The 16,458-nt window shown below is 40.5% G+C and carries 15 protein-coding genes; 12 read left to right on the forward strand and 3 right to left on the reverse strand.

The features are described 5' to 3' along the window. Positions 1-194: 194 nt before the first annotated feature. Both G8761_RS19400 and G8761_RS19405 read left to right on the forward strand, forming a co-directional pair. Positions 195-467 (forward strand): ubiquitin-like small modifier protein 1, encoded by a 273-nt coding sequence (locus G8761_RS19400; RefSeq protein WP_166029711.1) that lies wholly within the window; start codon positions 195-197, stop codon positions 465-467. A 1-nt stretch (position 468) separates the two neighbouring features. Continuing rightward, the gene (locus G8761_RS19405) at positions 469-741 is read left to right on the forward strand and encodes a MoaD-like domain-containing protein (protein WP_166029626.1); all 273 of its coding nucleotides are present in this window, start codon (positions 469-471) and stop codon (positions 739-741) included. Between the two features lie 61 nt (positions 742-802). Here the strand turns inward: G8761_RS19405 and G8761_RS19410 are convergent, their stop codons facing one another. After that, on the reverse strand, positions 803-2,635 hold the full coding sequence (locus G8761_RS19410; protein WP_166029627.1) for an aldehyde ferredoxin oxidoreductase family protein: 1,833 nt from the start codon (positions 2,633-2,635) through the stop codon (positions 803-805). 221 nt (positions 2,636-2,856) lie between these two features. On the opposite strand from G8761_RS19410, the gene G8761_RS19415 reads away from it, so the two are divergent. The 8 genes from G8761_RS19415 (at position 2,857) to G8761_RS19445 (ending at position 11,559) form a co-directional block, all read left to right on the forward strand. Next, positions 2,857-3,882: a ThiF family adenylyltransferase gene (locus tag G8761_RS19415; RefSeq protein WP_166029628.1), complete on the forward strand. Its 1,026-nt coding sequence runs from the start codon at positions 2,857-2,859 to the stop codon at positions 3,880-3,882. A 609-nt stretch (positions 3,883-4,491) separates the two neighbouring features. Beyond that, positions 4,492-5,538, forward strand: coding sequence for a polysaccharide deacetylase family protein (locus tag G8761_RS19420; RefSeq protein ID WP_166029629.1), 1,047 nt, complete (start codon positions 4,492-4,494; stop codon positions 5,536-5,538). Between the two features lie 81 nt (positions 5,539-5,619). After that, a complete protein-coding gene (locus G8761_RS27690; RefSeq protein WP_275940724.1) occupies positions 5,620-5,751 on the forward strand; it encodes a hypothetical protein in 132 nt (43 codons plus the stop codon). A gap of 257 nt (positions 5,752-6,008) precedes the next feature. Next, on the forward strand, positions 6,009-6,833 hold the full coding sequence (nadE, locus tag G8761_RS19425; protein WP_166029630.1) for an ammonia-dependent NAD(+) synthetase: 825 nt from the start codon (positions 6,009-6,011) through the stop codon (positions 6,831-6,833). A 439-nt stretch (positions 6,834-7,272) separates the two neighbouring features. Beyond that, positions 7,273-7,722 carry a C40 family peptidase gene (locus tag G8761_RS19430; protein WP_166029631.1) on the forward strand — a complete coding sequence of 150 codons (450 nt, stop codon included), beginning with the start codon at positions 7,273-7,275 and terminating at the stop codon, positions 7,720-7,722. Between the two features lie 272 nt (positions 7,723-7,994). After that, the gene (locus tag G8761_RS19435; protein ID WP_166029625.1) at positions 7,995-8,150 is read left to right on the forward strand and encodes a hypothetical protein; all 156 of its coding nucleotides are present in this window, start codon (positions 7,995-7,997) and stop codon (positions 8,148-8,150) included. A gap of 563 nt (positions 8,151-8,713) precedes the next feature. Next, positions 8,714-9,943 carry an MASE3 domain-containing protein gene (locus G8761_RS19440; RefSeq protein WP_166029632.1) on the forward strand — a complete coding sequence of 410 codons (1,230 nt, stop codon included), beginning with the start codon at positions 8,714-8,716 and terminating at the stop codon, positions 9,941-9,943. A 182-nt stretch (positions 9,944-10,125) separates the two neighbouring features. Then, the gene (locus G8761_RS19445) at positions 10,126-11,559 is read left to right on the forward strand and encodes an amino acid permease (protein WP_166029633.1); all 1,434 of its coding nucleotides are present in this window, start codon (positions 10,126-10,128) and stop codon (positions 11,557-11,559) included. Positions 11,560-11,831: 272 nt separating this feature from the next. On the opposite strand, the gene G8761_RS19450 is transcribed toward G8761_RS19445, so the two are convergent. Next, a complete protein-coding gene (locus tag G8761_RS19450; RefSeq protein WP_166029634.1) occupies positions 11,832-13,193 on the reverse strand; it encodes a sensor histidine kinase in 1,362 nt (453 codons plus the stop codon). Between the two features lie 357 nt (positions 13,194-13,550). On the opposite strand from G8761_RS19450, the gene G8761_RS19455 reads away from it, so the two are divergent. Both G8761_RS19455 and G8761_RS19460 read left to right on the forward strand, forming a co-directional pair. Beyond that, complete coding sequence (locus G8761_RS19455) at positions 13,551-14,261, forward strand: response regulator transcription factor (protein WP_166029635.1); 711 nt, start codon at positions 13,551-13,553, stop codon at positions 14,259-14,261. Next, entirely contained in the window at positions 14,239-15,609 is a 1,371-nt protein-coding gene (locus G8761_RS19460) for a HAMP domain-containing sensor histidine kinase (RefSeq protein ID WP_166029636.1), read from the forward strand. Before G8761_RS19455 ends, G8761_RS19460 begins: the two co-directional genes overlap by 23 nt. A 50-nt stretch (positions 15,610-15,659) precedes the next feature. On the opposite strand, the gene G8761_RS19465 is transcribed toward G8761_RS19460, so the two are convergent. Next, positions 15,660-16,418: a (S)-benzoin forming benzil reductase gene (locus G8761_RS19465; protein ID WP_166029637.1), complete on the reverse strand. Its 759-nt coding sequence runs from the start codon at positions 16,416-16,418 to the stop codon at positions 15,660-15,662. Positions 16,419-16,458 lie beyond the last annotated feature (40 nt).

A 16,458-nucleotide genomic window follows, 5' to 3' on the forward strand; every position in this document is an offset into this window, starting at 1 on the left:
TCAGAAAGGCGTTGCCACAGGATGTGGCGTATTTAGCCTTTCATCATAAAAATAGGGCGCTTGCGCCTTTTGTTCTTATTTAAATTGATATTTATTTTGCTAGCGATTTTAAATTACTGACTATTCTAAATTAGAAAGTGACAACCTTTCTCTATCGATTTATGATGGAAATAAGGAGAAAGGGGTAGATGACTGTGCAAGTAAAAGTGTTTGCAAATCTCCGCCAAATTTGCGGCGGGGTAACAGTTGAGGTAGTTCCGGAAGGCAGCCGGGTAATTGATGTACTGGATAAAATGGTGGAGATGTTTCCAGACCTTCAGAAAGAAATATTTACAGCAGAAAAAGAACTTCTTCCTTTTGTCCATGTATATGTGAATGGAAGAAATATTATCCATGAGGCGGGACTTCTGACAGAAGTTAAGGAGAGCGACCAGTTTGCCCTTTTTCCGCCAGTGGCAGGTGGATAATATGCCATTTCGCGACTTGGAATTCCGGGGGATTAATAGGAATCATCTTGGAATGTATTTTGAAGAGCTTGGCGGCAGGCAAATCACTAGTTCCTTTCCAAATACTTATCAGGGAGCAGGATGGACAGGATCCATTTTGAGTGAAGAGGAGATAGCCTTTACCAAAATATTTAAAGTAAACACCGTAAAGATCCGATTTGAGGCCGAGGAAGAAGGGTCTCTTGAGGAATTAATAAAAAACTACCGCTATAAAACAACTAGAATTGGCGGGTAAAACAAAAGGTACTTAAATATGAAAAAGGCTTCTGCAAATGCTGCAGAAGCCTCTCTTATTTTTAAACCAGTTGTGTTGTTTCGGGATCGATGATTCCAAGCTCACGAAGCTTTTGCTCAGGCACAACGCCATCTTTCCAGCCGCGGACCTGATAGTATTCTTCCAGCATGATATCCATTCTGCTGACTGCGCCAGTACTGTTTCCAGTTGCAGGCTCTTCAGTAAAACGTTTAGGAAGGAAATCATCATCACGCTTATCGAAGCCGGCCAGATTATTATAATACCGCTCCAGGTTGTAAATCCGTTCGCCAGCTTTCATTACATCTTCAGCTGTCAACGGGATGCCTGTCATTGTGCTGTATTGCTCTGCATAATGCTCCGCATTTTCCGAGAAGGATGAGAATTTGCAGATATTCATGGAATCAGAGAATGCTAGCATATCCTGGAATACCTTTAACAATTCACCTTTTCCTTCAGGCTTAAGACGGTCTGTTGGTTCAGGGATTCCAGCAATTTCACTGGCTACTGTATAGCCGCGAAGGTGGCAGGCACCGCGGTTGCTTGTTGCATAACCAAGGCCGATACCCTGAATGCCTCGTGGGTCATAAGCAGGGATAGACTGGCCCTTAACGGACATCGACAGCTCGGGAGCTCCCCATAGAGCTGTAGCTCTTGCGGGTCCTTCAGCAAGTATGCCGCCAAAGCCTTCACGGAAAGCAATTTTTCTTGTTAAATCGATCATATTATCGGCATCGCCCCAAATAAGCTTTTCATCAATAATGCCTTTTTCATATGCTTCCATTGTTACGGAGAACGCATGCCCAAGCTCAATAGTATCAAGGCCATATTCATTACAGCGGTCAATCATATAAGAAATAGCTTCGGCATCGCTTAAAAGACAGTTGGAACCAAGGGACCAGGCTGACTCAAACTCGATACTCTCAACTCTAGTCTTATATTTGCCATCTTTTACTTCAACTTCGATTTTACAGCCGACAGGGCATGCGTGGCAGGTATTATTTTTTACAAGCAGGTGCTTGTTTACATATTCACCGCTATGCTTCTCCGCTTCTTCCCAATGTGTCATCTGGGAATTCTTTGTTGGAAGCGCTCCCACCTCGTTAATTAAATTAGTTAACACATTTGTTCCATATACGGATAAACCGCCCTTATTTGGAGCTGTAAGGCCGCCCTCCAAAATGGCTTTAACTGCTTTCTTATTTGCTTCTTTATAGTCATCCTTTAAAGCTGGTTCAGGCATATTGCCTTTTTGAGAAGCTTTGATAACAATGGCCTTCAGTTTTTTATACCCTGCAACAGCACCTGTACCGCCGCGTCCTGCAGCCCGGTCATGCTCATTAATAAAAGCAGCGAAACGAACTGTATTTTCACCAGCCTGGCCTATTGCCATAACGCTTAAATCATCCTGTCCATATTTATCCTGAAGGACTTTAATGGCTCCCCTTGTTCCAAGGCCCCAAAGATCGGAAGCATCGCGAAGCTCGGCTTTGCCATCTTCAATGTACAGGTAGACAGGTTTATCACTTTTTCCGGAAAGAATGATATTATCTACTCCAGCCCACTTTAATCGGGCTGCAGTCCAGCCGCCAATATGGGAGTCCGTAACTGTTCCTGTCAGAGGAGATTTGGTTACCACCGCAAGGCGTCCGCTCATAGAGGAGCGGGATCCAGTCACAGGACCAGTCATAATACAAATAATATTTTCTTCTGAAAAAGGTTCGACCTCGGGACCATTATCTAGAACATACTTAACGCCAAGTCCACGGCCTCCGATGTATTTTCTGGCATCGTCTTCATTGAGTCCTCTGTAACTAACCACACCGGAAGAAAGATCAACTAATACTTCTTTGTTTTTAAAACCGCCAAGATTCATCGTCTAACACACCTCTTTCTTTACCCTTATTTTTAAAAATCTCTACTTCGTACTTTGCCGCATGACAAAAAACGAAAATATTGTTAAAAATCCTCTTTTATTAAATATTAGATATCCGGTCAATAAATTCCTTTTTCTATTTTAAAATTAAAAGAATTTTAGTAAAATTTTTTATAATTAATAAAATTTAGGTTGTCATAACGGAAGTGGGGAGTTCAGTCATGGAGATGGGGCGTTATTCTCGGCAGATATTGTTTCCGCCTATCGGGGAAGCAGGCCAGGGAAAATTGAACAAAAGCAAAGCCGCAATAGTTGGCATGGGGGCACTTGGTACAGTTATTGCAAGCCATCTTGTCAGAGCAGGTGTTGGTTTTATAAGAATCATTGACCGCGATAATATAGAACTCTCCAATTTGCAGCGGCAGACCCTTTATACGGAGAAAGATGCTTTCGAACAGCTTCCTAAAGCTATAGCGGCCAGACAAAGGTTAGGTGAGATTAACTCTAATGTAAAAATTGATGCAGTTCTCACTGATCTTACCCTTGATAACGGTGAAGACTTGCTCAAGGATGTCAATGTGATCATTGATGGCACAGATAATTTTGCAACTCGTTATCTTATCAATGATATAGCAGTTAAACACAATATTCCTTGGATTTATGGGGGCGCTGTCAGTTCGAGAGGGATGTTTGCGGTAATTCATCCTGGGACCACCCCCTGTTATCGCTGCCTTTTTCCAGATGCCCCGGCAGGCAGAGGAGAAACCTGCGACACGGTTGGCGTCATTTCGCCAATCACAGACATTATCGGGTCGTTCGAAGCTGTCGAAGCCTTAAAAATTTTAGTGGGAGAAAAATCGAATCAAAACCTGGAACAGTTTGATATATGGGACAATGAATATTTTCAGATGGATATCACACAAGGGAAAAATCCTGCTTGCCCCTGCTGTGTCGGGAACCAGTTTGATTTTCTTGATCGTACCTCAAACAGCCAGACAGCATTTACATCTTTATGTGGGAGGAATACCGTCCAAATTAATCCACGGAGTGGCTTAGAGATTGATTTTGCTCAAGCAGCTGAACGCTTGAGGAAAATAGGAAGGGTAGAATATAACTCATTTTTGCTTCGGTTTTTCCCTGACAATGAAATCACATTGATTTTCTTTAAAACGGGCCGGGCCATGGTCCATGGGACAAACGATATTGCGAAAGCCAAATCCTATTATTCAAAATATATTGGCTCTTAATAAAAGCAGGCCCTAGTAGCCTGTTTTATTTTGATATGGCAACACCTTGATTACTACTTCCACAAAGTTTTCTGAATCTAGCTCCAGCGCCCAGCGAGTTTTCATCTATGTAAAGCTTCTTTGAGTATCTTGCATCAAGTATGACCTAAAGGTAAATACTTGGTGCACTAGTGTCCATCCCACTTTTCCCTACGATAAGTCAACATCGAATCACTTCACTCTTCGTGCTGTCTAGCTTTAGTGTCTAGGGGCTCGAGGTCATAAGCCAATCCGTCTGAAGGTTAAAGAACAACCTTCTCGCCGGCTCGTCTTATTCTTGTCGCCCCTGGGCAAGACACTTCCGCATTTCTTTTTCCTTTATCTCAGTCAAAGCTGAGGCACGCAGGATGCGGGTCAGAAAGGCGTTGCCACAGGACGTCGCGACCTTAGCCTTTCTTCAAATGACCTTATGTCGCTAAACGGGCTTTTCCGCTTTTTGGTTAAAAAGATGCATTTCTATTAATTAATTTTATGGTTTAATAGATTTGTAATATTTTTGATATATTTGTAACTTCCTGGCGCATAAATTCGTCTATATATTAGACAAATACTTCAAAGAGGGAATGGGAAATGGCAAGAAATAAAAAACACCGATTTAAAAAAGTCCTCCCTGTCGCTTTACTCCTTGTGATTTTTTCTGCAGGAATGCTTGGAATGAATTTTTTTAAGGCTAAGGCCGATATAAAGAATTTTTCAGCCCGGCGAAATGCAAATATTCAACTGCCTCATGAAAACCTAACCGCAGCCACTACAATAAACAATTCAAATAAATATATAGCAGACAACTCGCCTGAAACCGAATTCTGGAAAGAGGATAAGATTGAGGAAGAAAGAATGGTTGAGGAAAAAGCAGCAAGGGCGCATCAGCAAGCTAATCCAGCTATTGAGCCCATAAAACCAGCAGCAGTTCCACAGCCTGCAAAACCAACACCGCAGCCCGTCCAGCCAGTTAAAAAGCCTGTACCTGCTGCACAGCCTCCAAGTTCACCTGTACCTGCAAGTTCAAAGCCGCTGCCCATCGGAAAAAAGACGGTGTACCTGACCTTTGACGATGGCCCTGAAGCTTTTTCAGGAGAAATCATTTCTTTATTGGATCAGTATCATGCCAAGGCAACCTTTTTTATGCTTGATGGTAATATGAGAAAATATCCTGGAGCTGTTAAGCTCATGGTGAAGGATGGCCAAAGTGTAGGCATGCATGGTGTTACACATGATAAAACGAAATTTTATGCCTCCTCTCAATCCGTTGTTGGAGAAATGAATCAGGCTCATAATACGCTAAAAGAAATTAGCGGGGTGGATTCCCGGTTAATCAGAACTCCATATGGAAGTGCCCCTCTTATGACTCCTGCTTATAAGCAGGCTGTCGCACAGGCTAATTATCTTATGTGGGACTGGAATATAGACAGCAAGGACTGGTACTACAGAGATCAGCGCTATGTTGATAGCGTTATAGGCCAACTTCAAAAAAATCCGGGGAAAGGCGGGCCAGTTATTATTTTGCTTCATGAGCGGAAGGAAACCCTTCAGTATCTGCCAAAACTATTAAACTATTTGGAAAGCCAAAACTTTGAACTTAAAGCATTGAATAGTTCAATGGCTCCTATCCATTTTTAACCCTTCAAAAAGACGTTTGATTCTAGTATAAAAAGGGAACTTTCTATATGTAGCATCTTGAATCTCAAGGAGGTAAAGGAAATGGATAGAAAAAAAATGATGATGACAACCGTCGCCTTAGGAGCAGCATACTTACTTCGAAGCAAGGATTCACGCCAAAAGTTGATGGGACAGATGCAATCCTTTTCCGGACCGAAAGAGAAGAAGAAGTAAGATGCTAACAAATTGGTCTCTGCCTGGCATGTAGGCAAAGGGCAGAGTGCAATACGTTTAAAAACCCCTGTCTTCCAGGGGTTTTTAAATTGTTCAGGAGATTCCCTAAAAACTCCGTTTCCTGCTTGAAATTAGAAACCATGAAACATAAATGCTAAAATGATGTAAAGATTCCTGTGCTGTTTCTCCAAGAGTTTTTGGGGAAGTATAAAGGATATACATATTTACAATTAATTACTGATAAAGGAGTGGAACAGATGGATTTTCAAAAGCGAATAATGGAAGATTTAAATGTTAATCCAAATATCAATCCACAGGAAGAAATCAAAAAACGGGTAGGATTCCTCAAAGAGTACCTCGAAAAGTCAAAATCTAAAGGGTTCGTACTTGGTATAAGCGGAGGTCAGGATTCTACTCTAGCAGGCCGTCTGGCCCAGCTTGCTGTTGAAGAGCTTCGCAAGGAGGGAAAGGAGGCCCTTTTTATTGCGGTGAGACTTCCTTATGGTGCTCAAAAGGATGAAGAGGACGCCCAGCGTGCGTTGGAATTCATCAGAGCAGACCGTGATCTGGTTTTTAACATTAAAGAAGCTGTGGATCAAGTGGAGAATGAATACAACCGCTTAGAGAATGAACAGCCGTTAAGTGATTTTCAAAAGGGAAATGTGAAGGCAAGAATGAGAATGATTGCCCAGTATGCAGTTGGCGGAATGGAAGGGCTATTAGTAATCGGAACCGACCATGCTGCCGAAGCTGTTACAGGATTTTTTACAAAACATGGCGATGGTGGTGCGGACATCCTGCCACTTAGCGGATTGACCAAACGTCAGGGCAGGGCTCTTCTAAAAGAGCTTGGTGCGGAAGAGAGATTATATTTAAAGGTTCCTACTGCAGACCTTCTTGATCAAAAGCCAGGCCAGGCAGACGAAACAGAACTTGGCATTTCGTACGATGAATTGGACGATTACCTTGAAGGAAAGACAGTATCAAAGGAAGCGGCTGCTAAAATTGAACAGCGTTACTTGATATCTGAACACAAACGGCACATGCCCGCATCCATGTTTGATCAGTGGTGGAAGGAATAATTCAATAATAGATGAAAAGACGGGAGTTCCTTTCCCGTCTTTTATTTTTCTCTAATTAAACTTTTGAAGGAGTGATTGCTAGAGCCAGTTTCTCTAGCTTTTAGGCCAAGATGGTAATGGAATCTGAGATACATTAATAGAGCCCATCTTTTATAGTGAAGTCATAAAATTGACACTATTGGAGAGACTCGCAAGCAAGAAATGTACAAGCAGAAGCTAGCCCTTAATATTACAAAATCATTGATGTGTAAGGGTTTTCAGAATTTTTCGCGTAAAAAAATGTAGTTTTTCTGTCGTTTATAGTAAAAATAACACTAATTTTGTAACACAAATGAAACAATATTAAAATAAATCTGTAAATTTTCTCCCCCTATTTCTATGAGATACTGATACTAGATTAAGAGAGAGACAAATCACTAAATTGAAATCGGGGGACATCATGAGAAAATTACTTATGACGGCATTTATTGCAGCAACTCTTTTCATCAGTGGATTTGCCGGATCGGGAATTAATAAAGCGGAAGCTGCTTCCTATGGAGTAAGTGCTTCAAATGTAGCTAAGAAATATATCGGAGTTCCTTACAGATGGGGAGGAACAACACCTCGTGGTTTTGACTGCTCAGGTCTGGTAGGCTATTCCTTCAAGGCAGCAGGAAAAGCGCTGCCACGAACAGCATCGGGAATGTATGCCACAGGAATGTTTGTATCAAAAATGAGCATGCAAAAAGGTGATCTGGTTTTCTTTGCTACTTATACAAAGGGAGCAAGCCACGTAGGAATCTATCTGGGATCAAATCAATTTGTTCATGCAAGCTCAAAAGGGGTACGCGTCGACAGCTTGTCAAACCCTTACTGGAGCAAAGCGTTTTATGGATCAAAGAGAATCTAACCTCCTTAGGGAGGTTTTTTGTTATCTAGGAAATTATAGGTTTTCACCTTGTGGATAACTCCGAACTAGGTTATTGTAATCTAGCTCCAGCGCCCAGCCAGTTTTCCTCGAGAATATGCTTCTTTAATTATCTTGTTCGAATCATGACCGATAGGTGATGATTCGAACAGCTCGGGGTCAAGCCAAATCACTTCAGAAATCAGGACAAGGAAAGCTTCGGAAGCATCCGCATCGCACGAAGGAAAAGCTTTAGCTTTTCCGAGGATGACTACGTGATTCGTCTTATGCCTGTTGGAGGCCCACAGGATGTGGGTCAGGAAGGCGTTGCCACAGGACGTGGCGATTTTAGCCTTTCATCATCTGATCAGGGCGCTTGCGGCTTTTGTACATTTTATACCCCTTTTTTTAACTTTTTAAACATCCTTTAAACTGTCAAGAAGGTCTGATCGGAAAATGTTTTTCCTTTATATAATTGAGATAAAGAAGCTTATCTCGAGGGGGAGCGCTTTTAGGAGACATTACTGTTAATCAGCAAGGCGGTTACTTTAAGAAAAAAGGAAGGTTTTACCCTTTTTCACTATAAGGGTGATACCATGCTTATCCATGGGCTTATGTACTTGTTTGCGGTAAGCCGCTAAGAAAAAGATACTTTGAAAATGATACAAAGTATTGCCAAATTGCGCTGAAAACCGAGAAAAAGAAATACCAAATAATTGACGAGTTTAATAGTGCCACGGTTGGCAAGCAATGATAAATAAAGGTTGTCCCGATTTAAGGACAGCCTTTTTCCTTTTTACTATTCTTAATGGAAAATTGAGTTTTTAGTTGCTTGAAAGGGTATTTCTTTAATATAACTCACTCTGGATTTTATATTAACAACAAAGTTCATAAAAAAGCCAATTGTTGGTAGGGTGATCCCGGTGAAGACCTTTTATAATGAATAGAAAAGGATTTTCAAGTAGATGCTTTTACTCTCGAAAGGGGTGGAATGATGATGAGATCGACCCTGACTGAAGGCAAATTTTTGTTTTACATCATTGGGGCTACACTTTTATTAATGCTTATACACATCTATCATCCACAGCTCGCAATGCTTTACGATCGAACTAACTACGTTAGCTTTCATACGCTTTTGGAGTTTTTCAGCATTGTTATTTCAATGGCCATTTTCTTAAACGGATGGAAAAGGCTCGAAAAGGAAAGAACGAGGAGAATTTTATTCATTTCTCTTACTTTTTTTATAGTGGGTATGGTTGATTTGCTTCATACATTATCCTTTAAAGGAATGCCATACTTTATTACACCTAGTTCAGTTGAAAAAGCGACTTGGGCTTGGGTAATTGCAAGGATTCTGGAATCGGTGTTCATGCTGATGGTATTGCTTCTTCCGGATAAAAAATTAAAAAAAGATTATCGAACGGCTGCCCTTCTTTTTTCCGCCTTTTTTGTAGTAGTAGCGGTATTTCTAATCATTTTTTATGAAAAAAGGCTGCCAATGCTGGTGATTGAGGGAAAGGGAACCACCTTAATAAAAAATGGGATAGAATATGCAGTCAGCTTTATGCAGTTTTTATCCATTATTATTAGTCTTTACCAATATTATCTTAAAAAAAAGCTTAGCGAGCTATACGTTGCTTTAGCCTTTACCTTTTTGTTTTTGTCGGAATTAAATTTCACGATTTATTTAAGTATTTTTGATATCGATAATTTTTCTGGCCATCTTTTTAAAATGGTGGGTTATTACTTTATCCTAAAAGGAATTTATTTCTCTTCCTCAAATGATACAGAAGAAATTATGGAGGAAGATATCTCTAATAAGATAGAGGCAGTAATGATTGAACATCCGGGAATTCTATTTAAATTTAAAAAGATAGGGGATCATTTTGTATATACCTACTGTGATGGAGACCTATTATATCAAATGGGTTACTCCCCCAGTGAAATGGTGGGAAAAGATGTAGCAGGCTTTTTTTCTGGAAAGGAAAGTAATATTTTAGATTTTTACCAATTCGCATGGGAAACTCGTGAAAGGATTACTTTTAACGCCAGATGGAGAAATAAATCCATTGTCATTTCACTTATGCCCCTTTTCGAAGAAAGAAATAAGAGTGAGGTAATGGGTGTGGTTACGGACATTTCAGATATTGTACAGACAGGCCAAGAGCCGAAGCCTTATCCCCCAGTAATAGAAATCCTGCGGTTTCGACAAGGTAATAAATAACATTTTTTACAGAGTCTCCTCTTGAGAAGAGGGGCTCTTCTATTTAGTGAACTAATTTTAACACTCTAACACTTTAATGAGATAAATTTTTCCATTGACATTAAATGCTTTGGGTTGTATTCTTGTACAGGCTAATGCCATTTTAATGGAAAATAAAATTCCTGAAAGGGGAATAATACCTCATGGGAAATTCAAATAAATTAGGTTTATGGATATTAACGGCTCTTGTCGTAGGAAATATGGTTGGATCGGGAATTTTTATGCTTCCCAGATCATTGGCCGAAGCAGCAAGCCCGGCAGGTGTAGTCCTTGCATGGCTTTTAACCGGTGCAGGAGTATTAATGATTGCGCTTGTTTTTGGAAATTTAGCGATTCGAAAACCAAATCTCACCGGCGGACCGCAAATTTATGCCAAGGAGCTTTTTAAACCAGACTCACAGGCATCGATTTTATCAGGATTTATGTCTTCATGGGGATACTGGCTTGGAAACCTTGCAGGAAATGTTGCTATTATTACTACCTTCGCAAGTTATCTGTCCACATTCTTCCCGATTTTAACAAGCAATGCTAAGTGGTTTACTATTGGAAGCTTTACAATGAAAGTTGGAAATGGTTTAACCTTTATTATATGTACAGTCCTTCTTTGGGGAACACATTTTATTATTTTACGCGGTATGGAGAATGCAGGTAAATTAAACTTTGCAGCAACTGCAGCAAAAGTTATTGGTTTTTTCCTTTTTATCGTAATTGGGCTGTTTGCTTTTGAAAAAAGCAATATGCTTCCTATACTTGCACAAAGAAAAGATGAAGCAGGGCATGTTCTTGGCCTTATGTCTCAAGTAAATGGTGCTGCTATTGCAACACTATGGGCTTTCATTGGTGTTGAATCTGCCATGGTGTTTGCATCTCGCGCGAAAAAGCAGATAGATGTTCAACGTGCAACCATTCTTGGATTGGTTATTGCTCTTGTAATCTATATGGGTATCAGCACCCTTGTTATGGGTATGTTAGACCAAAAGGCACTTATTCACTCAGATAAGCCTTTAATTGATGCGATTCAAGCTGTACTTGGTCCAATTGGCGGAAAGCTGCTTGCAGGGCTTGGATTGATAAGCTTGATTGGTTCTACTATTGGCTGGGTAATGCTCAGCGCAGAGGTTCCGTATCAGGCAGCTAAACAGGGAATGTTCCTTCCAGTTTTCTTAAAAGAAAGCAAAAAAGGTCTTCCAAGCTTCTCTTTAATTGTTACAAACGCACTGGGGCAATTATTTATTTTCTCAACAGTATCGAAATCAATATCACAGGCTTTCGATTTTGTCATTGTAATAGCAACACTTTCTTATCTGGTGCCATATTTGATTTCCTCTGTCTACCAAGTAAAATTGGTCGTTACGGGCGAAACATATAAAAATACCCGCTCAAGAATAGTTGATGGTATTATCGGATTGCTTTCTACTATTTACTCCGTTTGGGTTATAGTTGCAGGAACAGCAGATATGAAAACCTTCACGTTTGGTGTGATGATGCTGGCGAGTGGCATTCTCTTCTACAGCCCAATGCTAAAGCATCGTAGAAAAGTAAAACGAGAAAAACAGAAAAAAGCCTTATCAGCATAAATGAATGAGGGTGCCCAAAGGGCGCCCTTTTTGTTCTAATTAGAATTTATATCCATAAATTCTGACGCATAAGAAAAGCTAAGGCATCCACCAAAAAGGACTTGGCAATGCTAAGTTTTTCTAATGTTTAAAGATGACTTTTTATTAAAATAACCTCCCCGAATTGGGAAGGTTTATTTATCGTTTTGGAAATTATAGATTTTCACCTTGTGGATAACTCCGAACTAGGTTATAGTAATCCAGCTCCAGGGCGCTTGCGCCTTTTGTTCTTTTTACAATATAATCTCAAACTTAGTGCCCTTGTTAGTTTCACTCGTTACTGTGATTGTACCGCCGTGTGCCTCTACTAACTCCTTGGCAATGGAGAGGCCAAGGCCGGAGCCGCCCAGAGCTCTTGTCCGGGATTTATCGACACGGTAAAAACGATCAAATATTCTCGGGAGGTCCTCTGCCGGGATTCCTTTTCCTTCGTTCCTGACTTGAATTACAATTCTTCCGCTATGTTCTTTTGCCTCAAGCATGACCTTTGTAAATGGCTCAGAGTATTTTCTCGCATTATCCAGCAGATTTAGAATGACCTGTTCAAAACGGATGGGGTCAATATCCGCTGACAGTTCGGCAGAACAATCAATTTGGAGGTCCATATTATTTTCTCTAAAAGCGGGAGCAATTTTTTCATATAGCCCTCTAAAGTACGGGTAAAGCTGGACTGTTTCTTTTTCAATTGAAAAAGTATTTTCATCCATCTTGGCTAAATTAAATAAATCCTTCACCAGCTTGGCCAGCTTAACTGATTCTTCATGTATAATCCCAAGATATTGAGATTTGTCTTCATCATTTGTTTCCGGTCTTCTCGCAATATCAGCATACCCTTTTATATAGGTTAATGGGGTGCGTAATTCATGTGAAATGCTTGCCAGGAATTCATTGCGTTCATTTTTTAATACTTCTAAATCCCTTGCTAAGACAGTGATCGACTCCCCTAATACGCCTATTTCATCTTTTCCTAGTTTTGGAAGAGCTACACTAAAATCACCTTTACTAATCCGTTTCGTTGCTTCACTCATTTTTATAAGCGGGTGGGTAACAAGTCTAGTTAAAACAACAATCATGATAAACATAAAGATGAGGGAAAGAATTCCCGCAAGCAAGAAATGCCGGTTTAAACCGGAAATGAGCTCTTTAATTTTTTCTGTGTTTTGAAACATATAAACATAGCCATTAGCCTTATGGTCGATCACAATGGGGCTGATGGATGCAATATACGGCTGTTGCTGCCAGTCGTATTCCAAAATCTTGCCTTCATGAGGGATTTTTCTGTGCGGTTTTTTAATAATACGTCTCATCTCAGGGACCACTTTATTGGAGGACATATAAATCGTGCCTTTAGTGTCCGTTAATATAACCTGTGTATCTGTCTTCGATTCCATTAAAGCGATATGTTTGACGGTTTCCTCATGGTAGGAGGCTTCAAGGATTTCCCGATGATTGTTGCCTCTGGTAAGAAGAGCCGATAGCTCATCATGAATCCTAGAATGAATAATATTATTATGAAGAAAAAACATCGAGATACCCTCCAGAAGCAAAACAGCCAGGAAGAAAAACAATCCAATCTTAAATGAGATTTTGTTCATAAAATATCGCCCCCTTTCTATAGAATACATCAAAATTAAACAGGGCGGCTGTGTCGATTGTAGCGAATTTTTAAAAAGTAATACCAAAGAGCATTTGTATAAAAAATCAAAAGTAATAGATAGCTGAGGTCAAAAGAAAAAGGATGCCTCAGCGACTGAGGCATCCTATGTATAAAAAAGGGAGGTTAAATAAAGGGTAAAGCTGAATGGTTCAAACTTTAATTCCGAATCACATTTACATCTTATCGGGAAAGATTGAAGATGTTATGAAGAACTTGTGGGGAATTTGTGAAGATGAATTTTGTCAGGATTAAAAATGATATGATGGGGGTGTAGATAGAGGGAGTGTGAGGGGCAATGAAAATTCTGATCGTCGATGATGAAAAGAGAATAATAGAAGTCCTCGAGGCCTATCTGGAAAGAGAAGGCTATGAAATTCATTCTGCCGATAATGGTATTGATGCACTGAAAAAGGCAAAGACCATAGAACTCGATTTAATGATTTTGGATCTAATGCTTCCTGACATATCGGGGGAAGAAGTTTGCAGGCTTGTCCGGAAAGACTCAGATCTTCCTATCTTAATGCTGACAGCAAAATCGGCAGAGGATGACCGCATAAATGGAATTGTGATGGGCGCGGATGACTATGTTTCAAAACCCTTCAGCCCAAGGGAGGTTGTCGTTAGGGTACAGGCGATTTTAAGAAGGGTTAAAAAGGCTGAGAAAAAAGACTCCATTTCTTTTAATAAAAACAAGCTGGTTATTGATTTGATAAAAAAAGAAGTAACAGCAAACGGTCATTTAATCAGCCTCACTCCGATAGAATACAAGCTTTTAACGAATATGGCGATGAGTCCTGGAAGAGTTTACAGCCGCCTTGACCTGCTGGAGAAAATCCAGGATGAAGGGATGTACTATGAAGGCTATGAGCGGAGTGTGGATACACACATTAAAAACCTCCGCAAGAAAATGGAAGGGGATCCGAGACAGCCGATCTTTATCCTGACTGTTTTTGGAATGGGATACAAGTTTGGAGGGACCCTGGATGCTGCAAACTCTCCGGTCTAAAATATTATTCTATTTTTTACTTATCAGCATGATCGGCATTTTATTTGTCAGTTTTTTTATCCAGTGGGGCTTTGAAGAAAGCTTTAAAAACTATCTGGATACCAATCGGGAAAAAAAGATTGACCGGGTTGTCCTGGCGATTGAAAAGGATTTTAAAAGCAATGGCCGCTTTACAAGCGAGCCAATTATTGGCCTGCATGAATATGCATTGACAGATCAGCTGTATTTTCAGCTCTATGACAGGTTTGGCCAGCTCCAGATGGATTCATCCAGCATTAGGGGAATGATGAATGGTCTTGGGTTAACCGAGCCTATTAAAAATAAGGATGAGTGGCGGAGCAAGACATACAATCTTAAAGTAGATGATGCCCGGATAGGCAAGCTGGTAGCTATTTATCCTGAAGGCTTGATCGATGACGAACATACATTTCTCCAAACCATTCAGTTATATATATATGCTGCTGTCTGTCTAACCATTGTTTTGGCGATCCTGTTTAGCCTTATCTTTTCAAGGAAACTTACTGCAGGGCTAAAAACTCTTTCGTTTGCAGCTCATGAGCTGCAAAGACATAATCTTACTGTGCGGACTCCATTAAAAGGGCTTCCGGATGAGGTGAAGCAGCTGGCTGTATCCTTTAATAATCTGGCTGAATCCCTTTCAAAGGAAGAGATGCTGCGAAAGCAATTTACGGGAGACCTGGCGCATGAGCTCCGAACGCCACTTGCCACATTAAGAAGCCAGATTGAGGCTTTTCAGGACGGAATTTGGGAACCTACTCCACAGCGATTAAAACAAAGCCATGAAGAACTAATGCGGCTAGTTCGGCTTATCAATGAACTAGAAAAACTGCTGGCAGCTGAAAATCCGCAGATTAAGCTGGAAAAGATTGATATAGAAGCGGGAACATTCCTTGCTGATGTATGGGAAATGTTTTTACCGATTTTTCATCAAAGAGGTATTGAGCTGCAGATGGAGCCCTTTGAACAAGAGGAATGGTTTAAGGCGGACAAAGACAAGCTCGTGCAGATTCTGTCAAACATTCTTAATAATGCACTAAAATATACACCTGAAGGAAAAACTGTCTCGCTTTCCGTTGTGCAGGAAGAGGATTATATCGGATTTCAGATCAGGGATGAAGGAGCTGGTATGGATGAAGATGATATCCCCCATATCTTTGAACGGTTTTATAGAGGGGATAAATCCAGGGACAGAAAAACCGGTGGAGTGGGCGTTGGCTTATCCATCGTAAAAGCACTTATGGATGCCCATAAAGGGAAAATTCAGGTTAAGAGTAAGTTGAAAAAGGGAACGACTATCAATCTTTGGTTCCCAAAAGAAGAGGATTAAGAGATAAATTAAAAGCCCTTCCCATAATCCGGAAGGGCTGATACATAAGGTTAATTTAAAAGATCATTGACGTTATAAATTTTCCCGTTTATGATGTTTTCGTGAAGGATAAGGTCAACTAATGCATTAGCAACTGTTTCCGGCTTTCTAAGCATGCCCTGCTCCTTGTATTCCTTAAAACGGTCAAGGTCCTTGAAGGCCTCCGGTGCGGCTGAACGGATCGTTTCCTGCATTCCAGTATCCATAATCCAGGGGCTAAAAGCAATAATCTGATTGGACGTTCCCATGCTTTCCTGCTCGAGGGCAGCAGTTTGTGTAAACATGTTAAGTCCTGCCTTGGCACTGCAATATATACTCCAGCCTTCTATAGGGTGCTCCCCAGCTCCTGAAGTTATATTTATAGATAAGATAGATGTTTCCATATTCTGAGAGGCTTTGAAGAAAGTATTTGTAATCAGGATCGGAGCAGCCAGGTTAACTTGGAAGTTCCTCAAAACTGGTATCTGGTCAAGGTTACCGACTTTCTCGATCGGGTCCACAACCCCTGCGTTATTAATCAGATAAATCTTTTCCGGATTCTTTTTAAAAAGAGCGAAGGCTAAATCGGAAAAGACCTCCTCTACTTCTTTCTCTAATTCCAGATTGCATGTAATGTGGCGGAAAGAATAGTTATTCTCTTCCGCAAACCTTGCAAGTGCTTCGTTTTCGGTTCGTGAAATCGAAACGACCGAAATGCCTTCCTCCAGTATTCTTTTAGCAGCAGCTTCTCCAAGTCCGCGTGATGCGCCAGTTATAATAGCGTATTTCATATTTTTTTCTCCTCCAGGGCTGACCATAATATGGTTAAGT

The sequence above is a fragment of the Neobacillus terrae genome, from assembly GCF_011393025.1.
Lineage (GTDB): Bacteria > Bacillota > Bacilli > Bacillales > Cytobacillaceae > Neobacillus_A > Neobacillus_A terrae.